Below are 13,086 nucleotides of genomic sequence, written 5' to 3'. Positions count from 1 at the left end.
CTCCCCCAAAATGCCAATTCGTTTCTACACTAAATATAGTCGCTGAACATTAAGGTGGGATCATCATGAACACTCGCCCTGCAATCGTCGCGGGTACTTTTTACGACGCTAACCCAGAGAAAATTCGTGCCCAAATTAACCCTTGGTTAGATAAACCAAGTTCTCAAATAGACGCAATCCGTGCCATGATTGTGCCTCATGCTGGCTATGTGTATTCAGGATTTACGGCAGCATGCGCTTATCGCCAGCTACTGAGTTGCAAAAGTAATTACAACAAAGTCATTGTCGTAGGGCCTAGTCACCATGTAGGTTTTGTTGGATTAGCACTGCCTAGCGTCGAGTCATTTTCTAGCCCACTTGGCGACATTCCCCTCGACCAATCGGCTATCGGTTCGCTGCTCGAACAAGACAGCGCTTTAATTTCGGATGAAATCCACGCTCCAGAGCACAGCCTAGAAGTGCAGTTTCCTTTTTTACAGTCATGTCTCGATGAGTTTTCACTGATACCAATTATTACTGGAAAAATAGAGCCGGAAACACTCGCCGATCATCTTGAACCCATTTGGGACAAAGATACTTTACTGGTGATCAGTAGCGATTTAAGCCACTACCACACCTATGACGAAGCACAAAGAGTGGATGGCCAAACCTGCCAATTAATTGAAGCGCACACACCATCATTAACGCCACAACAAGCATGCGGCTGCACAGGAATTAATGCTCTGTCCGCCTTAATGCAGCGCGGTCACTATCAGTTACAGCAAATGAAATATCAAAATTCAGCGCACTTTAGTGGTAACAAAGACAGCGTGGTAGGTTATGTCAGTTATGTCGCCTCAACGGTTCAGTGATGCCCAAATGGCGCGCTTACTCACCGTTGCCGAGCAAGCCATCCGCGACTATTTTGACGATGGTATCGCTAAACCTCATCAACTGATCAATAACGACTTCGCCCTCAGTGCTAAAGGCGCTTGTTTCGTCACTCTCAAAGTTGCAGGTAAGCTGCAAGGCTGCCTAGGTTCACTCGATGCCCATCAACCTCTGGCACTCGAGGTTTACGACAAAGCTTTTTCCAGCACCCACTTAGACAGGCGATTTTCACCTTTGCCTGAAAGCCATTTATTCGCACTGACAATAGAAGTATCGGTCCTCTCGCCATCGATTGATTTCGAGGTAGAAAATGAAAGCGCACTGCTTGATCATTTAACTCAGCATAAACTGGGGGTGATATTAGAAGATCAACAACGCCGGGCGGTGTTTCTACCGCAGGTATGGCAGCAACTCCCCAAACCGGCCGACTTCATCGCTCATCTCAAAACCAAAGGCGGTTGGGAGGCAGACTATTGGAGCTCTACAATGAAAGTGTCACTGTTTGGTGTTCAAAGCGCAGAAAAGCCTTATTCGAAAATATCATCATAGCCCGTTCATCTAGTGCCCCTGCACAATCAAATTGACGAGTGCTATTGCGCTTGTTCAATTCCCATCACCCATTTCTATCTAGACGATTAAAAACCTGATTAGTTGAAATTCAGGCTATCTGATTAAATCCCCGCTGCAGAAAAGCTTGTCCTTTCCATTGTTTTATCCAAGGTGTTTAAATGTTTGCAATTGACGATCGCGTTGTCGCAACAAAAGGTGTAGATCTAGGTCAGATGGTGGTTACTGGCATCAGTGGCGGTGGTTATTATGTCCACGTCAAAGCCGGTGACATCACGCTGACTTACCCAGCTCAAGACTTACAAAAAGCCTAGTTCAGGCAAATTCAGTTCACTAAAGGTAGCGTTCTCGCTACCTTTTTGTATTTAGCCTCTTATCGTCCTACCCCTTTCAACGTCTATGCTCGACAGTGAATCTCATTCATTCCTGTGCCAAATGAGAGATGAACGAATGCAAAACAGCGGGTAGCGAGCAGTATTTTTGATACATATTTCGACTCTCTACCATGATTGAAATCAGCCGCTTCATCGATTCTGAATCGTTCATTGAAATTGAGACTAACGCCATAGCCTATGAGCGCAACTCACCACCTTTCCCTGCAGATATCTAAACTCCGGCAATAACCGCTCAGCCAACTACACTTCTGTTAACCAAGGAGTCTGTATGTCGGAAAAAGAACGTATCATCGAAACATTAGAAGATTACGCGCGCGCCTACTGCGATAAAGATATCGATGCGTTAATGCACGTGTTTGATTCCCAAGGGCATATTTCGGTGATTGGCACAGGCGAAGACGAATTGTGCTCTGGTCAAAGTGCTGTGAGGGCGCTTTTCCTACGTAACTTTTCAGAAGCTACGGCAACGAAATTTGAGTGGAAATGGATGGATGTGGTGATGGCCGACGATTTAGCGCTTGTCGCACTCACGCTCAATATCCATTTGATATGCGACAACCAACCGCTACTCGTTCCACTGCGCTGGAGTGTCACCTTAAAGAAAACCGACCGGTGGATTTGGCTACATCGACATGCATCAACCGCAGCCAACTCGCAACAGCAGGGTAAAGCTTACCCAAGCAGTTCCGTGTAACCGGCAGTGTGACCAAATCGTACTAAGTCAGCTTACGAGAGATAACCTCTTAAATAAGTTGAGAGACTGTCTGCACAAAACCGCTTTAAGTGCTAACAAAAGAGCCACCATAGCGGTGGCTCTAATTTGAATATTGAGTGAGTCATACAAAACAAAGAGGCTGAGGAGGTGTACGCAATCGCCACTTACCTCTGTTATCGGCTCACGACTTTAGTTTCATTTTCAAACACATCAACCACCACGTAGCTAACCAATTGACCATTCACGGTTTTCTGGCGACTCGTCACCGTATTGCCGTCTACGTTCAAGGTTGCAAAATCACCGTAGAACCATGCTTCCCATTCCAACGACTGTACCGATTTATTGGTCAGTGTCGATTTATCCAGTCCATCATGACGCACCACCAACTCATGTTCACCCATCGGCAGATAGTCGACTTCTAGCCAACCAATGTCACTCGTCAAATGAGAAGCCGTCGTCACTCGATTATTGGCCGCATCGGGTTTAATACCCATCAAGCCCTCAATCGTGTTTGCAATAAAGGTAAACGATAACTCTGGATAATCACCATTGGTGCCTTGCGTCGGACGTTCGTGTGGCTGATCTTTGGTGTCCATGATGTACTGCATCCATTTCCACGCTTCTTCATTACGATTGTACGGGAAGTAGGTTTCAGGAATGTAAGTGTACGCTTCAATGTTATGCGGTGCTTCCGGTGTCGAGCCGATTCCATCACCTAAGTTTTCAGCGATAAAATCCAAATAGCGATCATTTCTCTCTCCCGGTTCGGTGATCAACTTCATTGGCATGAACCAACTGTTTTCTTTACCGAAGTCGTTTAATCGCAAGCCATCTTTCTGCACAATATTGACATAGTTATCAAGCGGTTTGGCTGAATCAGCAATGCTCCACTCATCGTTAAAGTAATCTTTTAGTTGCTGAGCTTTCTCGCGCCATGCCGCCGCATCGCTGTATTCACCTCTAGCCTCTAACATTGCAGAATAGGCAACCGTCGCTTGGTATTGAGAGCCAATGCCGTCTCCCGCTTCAATAGGAAACTCACCACGCTCATTATAAGTGGCAGAGCCTTCGAAAATTCCACCATAACCTTCTGCAATACCATTCGGATCTTGGTCGTCATGTAGGGCGATATAGTCTGTCAGCACCTTAGTGTAAAACTGCCATAAGTCTGCATCTTCAATGTATCGCTTGTCGCCCGTCCACTGATATTGCTCCCACGCTTTCTCTAAAAATTCGAACTGAGCTGGGACTTCTCGAACAAACCAATCATCGTCTTCATAATCTATCGTATGCGGAGTGCCATCAAAATTGATCGCCCATAAGGTGTACCATTTTCTTGATTCGGTTGAGTGCTTGGCAAACGTCTTAAACATAGAGAAGTTTTCTTTGTCTAACCCCGCCAACTTAGCGCCCACTGCTTGGTGAAGGAAATCACGAGAATAGAAAGCGGTGCGGTCAAAGTACCCAGCCCAATAAGAAGGAATGTAGTCTGCTGTGCCAGTTCCATCATTATTGTTTTCGTCGCGATTCACCAAGTCATGTTGACCGGTCATCACAAACTGACGTGTTTTGTCGATTGCCCACTGAAACGACTCTTGCAGCTTATGATTATCTGATTGCACCGATACTTGCTTAGTTTTCTCGATTGCAGTCGCCGTCCAACTTTCGGTGCTTCCTTGCTCGTCCACTAAAGTAAGCGTCACAGGCTGTGAGAAATCAACGATGTCACCAACCGAAAAAGAAGGTTGCGAGCCTGGTGACACAGCCAAGTTTTCAATCACTAAACGACTTAAATCTGTGCCATACGGAACATGAAATTCGAGCGTGCGCGTCGATTTGTTCACTGCCGTGACACCAGACTGATTCGCGACCTCGAGCATCAACACTTGGTTAAAGCTCAACGGCTTATTCTTATTACTTTTAACGAGCTCAACGTTATCAACGCTCACTCCACCAGCGCTTGAGCCAGTAAAGATTACTTGTATGTATTCGCCTTTTTCGAGCGGGACGTGCTTTATCTGATTACGCTTGTACTTGTTACTCTTTTTAACCGAGCCACTGGTTTGTACATCTCCGACTAGGTTAGCAATTGCCATCGTTGCGTCGCTATTTGGGCTCATGGCATAAACAGAAAAATCATAGTACCCCGTTTCGTCAATCAATACGGTTTGGCTAATGGTGTGATTAGTTCCTTGAGCAATTCTGCCGCGATAGTCACCTTGGTAGGCTTTGTCATCTTTAATGTTGGCAAACCAGTAGCTCCAACCTAAGCCTTTGTCTTCAAAGCTAGGGTTAGTGATCAAATTGAGGGTTTCTTGTTGTGCTGCGACGCTTCCAGAGAATGCGAACGCGCACGCAACAGCTGGTGCGAGTAAAGTCAGTTTCATCAGAGTCTCTTATTGAATTAAGTGGGAATCAATCCGCTCTTTGGCGGCTTACAGAAATTAGCGAGCCCTTTAAGCATCAGCTCGCGTTATATCAGCTAGTAAATTAGAGCGCCTGAACTGGCTTACTTGCTCCTGCAGCTTCATTATCGCTGCTGCCATTCGTAATATGGTCGTACTTTTCAGTGAGGTGATCCTGAATGTTTTGGTGGAAGGCACCATTGAGCTTGTAGTAGCGGAAGTACATGAACAAGGCGATAGCAAAGAAGAAGCTCGGTAACCCAATCATGATGCATTGCATACCAAATATCGTTTCAGCACTTTGCTCAATATTCGGTACATAGTTGACTGCGGTCAGTGTGATGCCAATAAAGAAAGCCGCAAAAGCTGAACCAGCTTTAACCACCAAGGTCTGCACTGAATACGCCACACTTTCACAACGAACGCCTAATTTGTACTCTCCATAATCCACCGTATCAGCCACCATGATAACGTTGAGTACCCAAAACAGCGCCGTACCGATCTGTAGGAACACGCCCGCAGTAGAGATAAGTAAAATGCTTTGCTTGTCGTACATTCCGACATAAATCAGAACCGCACTGCCAAGGATTGGGAAGCTAGATGCACAAGCCCACAGCACACGGCGGGAAAAGAGTTGAGACAGCTTAGGGAAGAGAACCAAAGTGATTAAGTTAGCAACGCCTGCATACGCCATGTAGTAAGGGAAGAGTTCTTCGTTACCAACCACATAAGTAAAGTAATAAACAGCAAAGGCGGTAATGATATTGGTCGCTAAGTTGTACGCTAGCGCCATACACAACACGGCAGATAATTGGTCATTTTTATAGATAAGCGACAGCATTTTCTTCAGAGTAATTTTCTCTTCGGCCACTGAAGTATCGAGTTTATCGGTGGAATAACGCTCTTTAACGTTACGTAAGGTGATGAAGGTAGAAACTATGAAACAAACGATGAGTAATAAGGTGAACACCTGAAAGCCGTAGCCTTTGTCTTCACCGCCAACGTAATTCACAAAAGGCATGGCGATAGCGGCTGTGACTAACCAAGCTAAGCTGGCAAAAAATCTTGGATAAGGGACTAACTCTTCACGTTCACGTTTATCTAGGGTTAAGGTTGGGACCAGTGACCAAAAAGGTATATCCATTAAGGTGTATGTCATGCCCCACAAAATATAAGTCACTGCTGCGTATGCTATTAACCAAGGCCCATCAATGTAGTGCGCGCTAAATAACATAAACAGCACCACGGAATTGGCGATCGTTCCTATGAGCATCCAAGGCTTGAACTTGCCCCAGCGCGTGCGGGTATTGTTAACGACCCAGCCCATTATCGGGTCGTTAACGGCATCCCAAATTCGCGCGACCAAAAATATCGTTCCCACGACCCCAGCCGAAATCCCGACCACATCGGTGTAGTAATACATCAAATACATGTAAACGATCGTGATCGCGAAATCCTTCCCGAAAGCGCCAAAGCCGTAACTTAGCTTGGTATTCATCGTAATGCTCATAGTTGCTCCTTGCGCCTCCTATTAAGGAGGCGTCATCCAATTTATTTCACGTTAATGTGTCTTCATTTTTGTCTTTATTTTTATAGGTTTATTTGCCGACCCATTCCGGCAACCAGCCTTGGTGCGCGTCAATAAGGTCATCCACTAATGCATAGATTTCTTCAATCCCGAGCACAGCCGCAGTATAAGGGTCAAGCATCGCAGCGTGATAAATTCGCTCTCGGTTCTCCGTCAAAATCGCTTCAGTCAGCAGGGTTTGAACATTGATATTGGTTTGCATTAGCGCCGCCAAATGGCTCGGTAGTCTGCCCGCTTTAATCGGTTGCACACCATTTGCATCCACCAGGCACGCCACCTCGACACAACAGCCATGAGGCAAGTTATCAATTAAAGCTTCGTTCTTAACATTGCCGTAAATAACACTCGGTGTGCCCGTCCAAATCGAGTTCATAATGGTACTGGCGTACTCATGAGACTCTTTCACACTAATTTGGTCAGCATCTTTAAAGGCTTGTAGGTCTTTTTTCCAATCGGCAATTTGCTCGACGCAGCGCTTAGGATATTCATCCAATGGCACTTTATAGCGTTCTATTAAATCTGGGCGATTCGGCTTGATAAAATAAGGGGTGTATTCAGAAAAATGTTCCGACGATTCCGTCACGAAGTAACCGAGCTTTTTGAACATTTCATAGCGAACTAAGTTGGTACAACGTCCCGCGTGGTGTTGCCCTGGTTTGGGAGCTTTCCCGCTCTCAAAAGCGTCGAGTAGATCTGGGTAAATATCGACATACTCCCCCTGCTCATTTTTCTTTTCGAGCGTAAGGTAATACGCCATATGATTAATGCCAGCACAGGTGTAGCGCAAGTCTTGGTAATCTAGGTCTAGATCATGAGCGAGCTCTTCCGCCGTACCTTGAACAGAGTGACACAAACCTACCTGCTTGATCTGCGGGTACTTTTCGTACATTGCCCACGTATTCATCGCCATAGGGTTAACATAATTAAGCATGGTGGCGTTCGGGCAGACCTGAGTCATGTCTTCACACACGTGCCATAAGTGAGGGATAGTTCGGAGTGAACGCATGATCCCACCAGGCCCTAATGTATCGGCAATGGTCTGCTCCAATCCGTGGCGTTTACACACTTCAAAATCGGTCACAGTACATGGCTCATAGCCGCCAATTTGGAAAGCGATCACCACAAAGTCAGCATCTTGCAGCGCTTCTTTTTGGTTTAAGTGGCAGCTGATTGAGCCTGTAGCTCCCGCCGATTCCATCAACTTGCTGACCACTAAATGTGACTCTTCTAAACGCTGCTCATCGATATCCATAAGTGCAACGTGTGCGTCTTTCAATGCCGATTTATGAAATACATCGCCAAGAATATTTTTGACAAAAATCGTCGAACCAGCACCGATAAAGGTAATTTTTGGGCATTTCATTAGTGAATCCTTTTCTATCAATCAAACTCATTTCGATAGATACAAGTTACACCCACGTCATTCCTGTTAGCGTCTCGCTAAATCACAGCACTGTCCTGTTTCCTCACATTTAAAATCCACCGATAAAAAATATGAGGAAACAGGATACATATCTGCAAATTCAGGAGGAAATAGCGGTCAAATCATAAGCCACCGTTATCATAAACAGTGCGTTAGTTCCGTTACTGACAATCCTGCCAACTGACTTGCTCGTCCTATGACTGACATCTGAGTTTCATAACCACAAATTTGATAGAAAGAGTCAACTCACAACTTCCCAAGGAACCGCCATGCCGACAGATTCTCAAGATGCTCTCTCCGTTGTGACGCAAGAAAATTACTCTCCAGAAAGTGTCTGTGTGAGCCCTCTCTCACTCTACTCGTCGTATGAAAAAATCGATATCGAGCTCAGAGCGCCTCATGAAATGCCCGGCTACCACTGGCATGGACAAGTTGAGGTGAACATCCCTTTTGGTGACGATGTCGAATACATAGTGAATGGCAATCCAATCGTGGTAAAAGATGGAGCGATTGGCTTGTTTTGGGCATCGGTGCCCCATCGACTTACCGATCCGGGAAAGAGCCACAACATGGGGATCATCAACATTCCGATTCATCATTTCATGTCTTGGCCGTTAAACCGAGAGCTAGTCAATCAGATCACCCATGGCGCAGTTCTACAGTCGAATTCATGCTCTCTGATCAGCGAATTTGAGTTGGCACGTTGGACCGAGGAAATGAGCCACCCTTCAGAAAGCCGACAACAATTGGCAGCCGATGAAATAGGATTAATGCTAAAACGAGTCTGCCTGGATGGCTGGCAGCAGCTTTGTACTAACCGAATGGAAAAGTCGTCGAAAAATGGAGTATCTAAGCATTCACAGTTTTACGTAAGCCAAATGTTGGAATACATCGCGACGCACCACGATACTCCGCTTACAGCGAAACAAATTGCCGAACACGTTGGGCTAAACGCGAACTATGCGATGGGCATTTTCCAACGCACCATGCAGCTCACCATCAAACAGTACATCACTGCAATGCGAGTTAACCACGCGCGCGCTTTACTGAGCGATACCGAGCGAACCATTTTAGATATTTCTTTGACCGTAGGTTTTAACTCAAGCAGCCGATTTTATGAAACCTTCCAAACCTATTTGGGCGTCACTCCTACCCAATATCGAAAGCTCAGCCGCGAAGATCACCGTTGGGGTTTAAAAGGCAGTAGTCCTGTTCACCAATTAGAGAAAGGGGCATGTGACGGCAAGAGGCCTGTAGGGGTAGCAAGGCAGAGTTCATAGTATGTCGAACCAAACGTAAAAAGCCCGTAAAACAATTAGCCACCCTAAGGTGGCTAATTGGATTTTAGAAAAGAACTGAGTGGGAGGCTTAAAACTTCTCCAAAGCCAGTTGCGACAGTGCGCTTTGTGCCTGCAGTTTAGATTGGCTCGCGTACTCGTCACCTAAACCCATACCATGAACGGGCACGACCGACACATCTTCAATACCAACAAAGTTCAAAACATGAGTTAAATACGGTACTTGGAAGTCCATTTGCTTTGCTGGCTCTTGAGTGAAATCACCACCAGCTGTCGCAATGATCAGCGCTTGCTTATCTTTGAGTAAACCTTCAGGGCCAGTTTCATGATATTTGAAGGTCAAACCAATACGGCAAATCTGATCAAGATAAGACTTCAGTAAAGTCGTGACACCAAAGTTATGCATTGGCGATGCAACGACGATGATATCTGCAGACTGCAACTCTTCAATGTATTGCAATGAAGGGCTCACCACCGCCACTTGCTCATCCGTTAGCTGATCCGCTGGTGTGTAGAACGCATTAAAGATTTCGGTATCGTAAATTGGCGCAGGTGTCTGTGCCAAATCACGTACCACAAACTCATACTGCTCGTCTTTGTTTGCAAACTGATCCATGAAGTAGTTAGCCATGTCATTTGAAACAGAGTATTCAGCGCCTGGGCTCGATTTGATGATCAGTACTTTTTTGCTTGATGTAGTCATGGGCTTTCCTTTCATGAGAACTGGGTGAACAAACTATGGTTAAGATCGATGATTCGATGCTTAACTCTTGCTCTCATTATTAAGCAAAGTTACATTGTTGATAATACGCACTTTTCGAAATTAACTGTTTCAAATGGTGAACAATGGACACTCAGCTCATCTACTACTTCGTCAACATCGTGAAATTTGGCAGCTTTACTAAAGCCGCTGAAGCGCTCAAAGTTCCCAAGTCATCCGTCAGTAAAGCGCTCACTAAACTCGAACAAACAACGGGAACAAAGCTATTGATCCGCTCCACTCGTAAGCAGCATTTAACCGATGCTGGGCGAACGTTCTACGAAGCGTGTATCGGCCCAATTCAAGCTATGGAGGAAGCCGAAAAGTTACTCCACGGTCAAGACGATTTGATTTCCGGTACCATTAAAATCACCGTACCAGAAGACTTCGAGCTATTTTTGCTCTCTTCCTGCATCCAATCGCTTTGCTGCCAATACCCCGACTTAAAGTTCATCATCAATAGCACCAATCAAATGGTCGACTTAGTCGGTGAAGGCTACGATTTCGCCATACGCATTGGTCCGCTAGAAGAAAGCAATTTGAGAGTCCGAAACATCGCGTACATCAAACCGATTACCGTTGTGTCTCACGCTTACTACGACTCGATAGAACTCAACCACCCTAGCGACTTACAAAATGTGCGCTGCATTGGGCTGACCACAAATAAGCCTTATCAGACGTGGAACCTGACTAAAGGCGATGACACCGTTGTCGTCAAAACGCCACTTGTGGTTGAAACCAATCAGATAACCAGCGTTCATAAACTCACGCTTTCCGGGGCAGGCGTGTCCGCATTACCGCCTTTCTTGTGTGAAAAAGAACTCGCCTCTGGCGACTTAGTTCAGGTGTTAGCAGATTGGGAGTATCAGGATGTGCCTGTATCGCTCATCTCGCCACTATCCACCATCAATTCGGCGCGCTTAACCGTAGTCAGCGATGCGATTGTGGATGCACTAAGACAAGCGCTGTTCTAGCCTGCCGTATAAAACTCCAAAGTGCTCATACAAAAATAGGAGGCCGAAGCCTCCTATTTTCCAATCATTCAGCGATTACACCAAACGACTATTGAGTGGACGAATTGTCTCTATTTTTATCCGCTGTTTTTTCTTCAGCTGGATATGACAAAGCTCCAAAACCAAGCCAAATGCCATCGCAAAATAGATGTACCCTTTGTTAACGTGAATCGCGAAACCTTCCGCCATTAACAAACCACCAAGCAATACTAAGAACAGTAATGCTAGCGTTTTAAAGCCTGGATAATGAGTGACCAAGTTGTTGATCTTCTCTGCCGTTAACACCATCACTATCGCCGATGAAATGATTGCTGCGACCATGATAGGAATATCGTTGGTCAAGCCGACAGCTGTGATCACCGAGTCCATCGAGAACACCGCATCCACCGCAACGATTTGCAACAATACCACCGCTAACCCTGTTCTCACATGAGTTGAGTGACCGTGCTCAGTGTGCATTAGCCACGCCCAAAGCTCGTGTAAGCTTTTCAACAATAGGAAAGCACCACCAGCAATCATGATAAGATCACGTCCAGTGAATGACCAACTAGCGATATTCAATAAAGGTTGCGTTAACGACATCAACCAAGAAATTGAGAACACCAATGCTATTCGTGCAACCACCGCTAGGCCGATACCCAAATTACGAGCAAGCTTGCGTTGATGTGGCGGCAGTCGTTCACACAGAACAGAAATAAACACGACGTTATCTACGCCAAGTATCACCTCAAGCGCAAACAATGTGGCAAATATTGCCCAGGTTTCAGGTTGTAGAAAGAGTTCAATCATAGGGTCACCTCCGAGAAAAGGAAGTGCGGGAAGTTTTTCAGCCGACTAAAGGGGTCGTCCATTCAATTTAATGCCTCTGTTACTTAGGAAGCGCAAGTAAATCACCAAATCAAAGTTTCAGCAATCACCCAATTGTCAGCGTTGTGTAAAGCTTTATTGCGTCTAAATGCCCTTAACATCGCCGAACTTGCCCCTAAGAACCAAGGTTAATCTTTTATGAAGGCTCTTGCGGCACTTCTGACAACTTATCCCATAACTGCTGTGCTACTGGGCCATGTTTCGCATTTCGATTGCGAAACATATGCAGATCTCCTGTCGAGCGAACCGGGATCCCCTCAACATTTACTGGCACCAACAACCCTTGCTGTAATTCTCGCTCTATCAAATGTTCAGGCAATCCGCCCCAACCAAAGCCAGCAACAATGAGATCTTTCTTTGTTGGAAAATCATTGACACTCCATGACTCCCGATTCGAAGTTGTATAGAAAGAAGCCTTCTCCGATTGCTTAGCACTGTCTCGCGTCACTATTTGGTCGTAATCCGCCACTTCTTCTAGGCTAATGAGCTGCTCTGGTGGGCGGTTAAAATAGTTCGGAGCCGCGACATTAATCACCGTAACTTGCGAAACGGGGAATCTTTCATGGTGAAGGCTCAAACCCATTTCAGGACCAAAAGCGAGATCCGCTTCTTCATTGTTGATCCGCTCAACCACACCGTTTAAAGACTCCGTATAAACCTTAAATTGAGTATTGGGAAAGCGATCGATGATGGGTTTTATCTTGGCAAGTAATGGCGGCAAGTGGAACACAATACTCACAACAATGGTAAAGGTCGGCTCTATACCTTTGGTAAGCTGCTGACCGATTTTATCGAGACGATTGAAGTGATCCATCGTTAGTCGGGCATTGTGATAAAAGGCTTGGCCTGCCTCCGTCAATGATGGGCGATATTCATCTCGGTTGAACAACACCACCTCATAACGTTCCTCTAGAGCTTTGATTGAAGCGCTCACCGCCGCCTGCGTTTTAAAAATGGTTTTCGCGCCTTTGCGAAAACTGCCCTGCTCGGCAACGGCTAAAAACGCTTTTAACTGTTCATTGGTCATCTCACTTTCCTTGCTTATCCACTCGCTAACCAGATAGCTCACTAGTTACCTAAGCATGATAACTAAAACCTATCATTTTGACAGAATCATTTCGTTATCTTTCTATTGTTTGATTCTCTATCTTGTAATGACTGAGTGAGCGAACCGAGTTCGCGACA

General features: G+C 45.6%; 12 protein-coding genes. 6 read left to right on the top strand and 6 right to left on the bottom strand.

The genetic code is table 11. The features are described from left to right. Positions 1-65: 65 nt before the first annotated feature. From amrB to ELZ11_RS06260, 4 genes are all read left to right on the top strand, one after another. Positions 66-851: an AmmeMemoRadiSam system protein B gene (gene amrB, locus ELZ11_RS06270; RefSeq protein WP_137356528.1), complete on the top strand. Its 786-nt coding sequence runs from the start codon at positions 66-68 to the stop codon at positions 849-851. Next, positions 820-1,419 carry an AmmeMemoRadiSam system protein A gene (gene amrA, locus ELZ11_RS06265; RefSeq protein WP_137356527.1) on the top strand — a complete coding sequence of 200 codons (600 nt, stop codon included), beginning with the start codon at positions 820-822 and terminating at the stop codon, positions 1,417-1,419. Before amrB ends, amrA begins: the two co-directional genes overlap by 32 nt. A gap of 179 nt (positions 1,420-1,598) precedes the next feature. Further along, positions 1,599-1,751, top strand: a complete 153-nt coding sequence (locus tag ELZ11_RS23755) for a hypothetical protein (RefSeq protein ID WP_167494637.1) — start codon at positions 1,599-1,601, stop codon at positions 1,749-1,751. Between the two features lie 349 nt (positions 1,752-2,100). Beyond that, positions 2,101-2,526 carry a nuclear transport factor 2 family protein gene (locus ELZ11_RS06260; protein WP_137356526.1) on the top strand — a complete coding sequence of 142 codons (426 nt, stop codon included), beginning with the start codon at positions 2,101-2,103 and terminating at the stop codon, positions 2,524-2,526. A gap of 194 nt (positions 2,527-2,720) precedes the next feature. Here ELZ11_RS06260 and ELZ11_RS06255 read toward each other — a convergent pair whose 3' ends face one another. The 3 genes from ELZ11_RS06255 to melA form a co-directional block, all read right to left on the bottom strand. Continuing rightward, positions 2,721-4,934: a glucosidase family protein gene (locus ELZ11_RS06255; protein WP_137356525.1), complete on the bottom strand. Its 2,214-nt coding sequence runs from the start codon at positions 4,932-4,934 to the stop codon at positions 2,721-2,723. Between the two features lie 103 nt (positions 4,935-5,037). Further along, positions 5,038-6,462: a melibiose:sodium transporter MelB gene (gene melB / locus ELZ11_RS06250; protein ID WP_137356524.1), complete on the bottom strand. Its 1,425-nt coding sequence runs from the start codon at positions 6,460-6,462 to the stop codon at positions 5,038-5,040. Between the two features lie 88 nt (positions 6,463-6,550). Next, positions 6,551-7,903 carry an alpha-glucosidase/alpha-galactosidase gene (gene melA, locus ELZ11_RS06245; RefSeq protein ID WP_137356523.1) on the bottom strand — a complete coding sequence of 451 codons (1,353 nt, stop codon included), beginning with the start codon at positions 7,901-7,903 and terminating at the stop codon, positions 6,551-6,553. A 329-nt stretch (positions 7,904-8,232) separates the two neighbouring features. On the opposite strand from melA, the gene melR reads away from it, so the two are divergent. Then, entirely contained in the window at positions 8,233-9,243 is a 1,011-nt protein-coding gene (gene melR, locus ELZ11_RS06240) for a transcriptional regulator MelR (RefSeq protein WP_137356522.1), read from the top strand. 88 nt (positions 9,244-9,331) lie between these two features. Here the strand turns inward: melR and ELZ11_RS06235 are convergent, their stop codons facing one another. After that, positions 9,332-9,964 carry an FMN-dependent NADH-azoreductase gene (locus ELZ11_RS06235; RefSeq protein WP_167494636.1) on the bottom strand — a complete coding sequence of 211 codons (633 nt, stop codon included), beginning with the start codon at positions 9,962-9,964 and terminating at the stop codon, positions 9,332-9,334. Between the two features lie 143 nt (positions 9,965-10,107). Here ELZ11_RS06235 and ELZ11_RS06230 point away from each other — a divergent pair, with 143 nt between their 5' ends. Then, positions 10,108-10,995, top strand: a complete 888-nt coding sequence (locus ELZ11_RS06230; protein WP_137356520.1) for a LysR family transcriptional regulator — start codon at positions 10,108-10,110, stop codon at positions 10,993-10,995. Between the two features lie 75 nt (positions 10,996-11,070). Here ELZ11_RS06230 and ELZ11_RS06225 read toward each other — a convergent pair whose 3' ends face one another. After that, positions 11,071-11,823, bottom strand: coding sequence for a TerC family protein (locus ELZ11_RS06225; RefSeq protein WP_137356519.1), 753 nt, complete (start codon positions 11,821-11,823; stop codon positions 11,071-11,073). 214 nt (positions 11,824-12,037) lie between these two features. Next, positions 12,038-12,928, bottom strand: coding sequence for a LysR family transcriptional regulator (locus tag ELZ11_RS06220; protein ID WP_137356518.1), 891 nt, complete (start codon positions 12,926-12,928; stop codon positions 12,038-12,040). Between the last annotated feature and the right edge of the window lie 158 nt (positions 12,929-13,086).

Origin of the sequence: Vibrio profundi, from assembly GCF_005281835.1 — a bacterium.
Classification (GTDB): domain Bacteria; phylum Pseudomonadota; class Gammaproteobacteria; order Enterobacterales; family Vibrionaceae; genus Vibrio; species Vibrio profundi.
The sequence above is the reverse complement of the archived record's forward strand: the minus strand, read 5'-3'. Positions and strand labels throughout refer to the sequence as shown.

Excerpts from the sequence above, each read along its gene's own strand:
- ELZ11_RS06225 (WP_137356519.1), bottom strand. The coding sequence starts at position 11,823 with ATGATTGAACTCTTTCTACAACCTGAAACCTGGGCAATATTTGCCACA.
- melR (WP_137356522.1), top strand. The coding sequence starts at position 8,233 with ATGCCGACAGATTCTCAAGATGCTCTCTCCGTTGTGACGCAAGAAAAT.
- melA (WP_137356523.1), bottom strand. The coding sequence starts at position 7,903 with ATGAAATGCCCAAAAATTACCTTTATCGGTGCTGGTTCGACGATTTTT.
- amrA (WP_137356527.1), top strand. The coding sequence starts at position 820 with ATGTCAGTTATGTCGCCTCAACGGTTCAGTGATGCCCAAATGGCGCGC.
- ELZ11_RS06230 (WP_137356520.1), top strand. The coding sequence starts at position 10,108 with ATGGACACTCAGCTCATCTACTACTTCGTCAACATCGTGAAATTTGGC.
- ELZ11_RS06255 (WP_137356525.1), bottom strand. The coding sequence starts at position 4,934 with ATGAAACTGACTTTACTCGCACCAGCTGTTGCGTGCGCGTTCGCATTC.
- ELZ11_RS06235 (WP_167494636.1), bottom strand. The coding sequence starts at position 9,964 with ATGACTACATCAAGCAAAAAAGTACTGATCATCAAATCGAGCCCAGGC.
- melB (WP_137356524.1), bottom strand. The coding sequence starts at position 6,462 with ATGAGCATTACGATGAATACCAAGCTAAGTTACGGCTTTGGCGCTTTC.
- ELZ11_RS06260 (WP_137356526.1), top strand. The coding sequence starts at position 2,101 with ATGTCGGAAAAAGAACGTATCATCGAAACATTAGAAGATTACGCGCGC.
- amrB (WP_137356528.1), top strand. The coding sequence starts at position 66 with ATGAACACTCGCCCTGCAATCGTCGCGGGTACTTTTTACGACGCTAAC.
- ELZ11_RS23755 (WP_167494637.1), top strand. The coding sequence starts at position 1,599 with ATGTTTGCAATTGACGATCGCGTTGTCGCAACAAAAGGTGTAGATCTA.
- ELZ11_RS06220 (WP_137356518.1), bottom strand. The coding sequence starts at position 12,928 with ATGACCAATGAACAGTTAAAAGCGTTTTTAGCCGTTGCCGAGCAGGGC.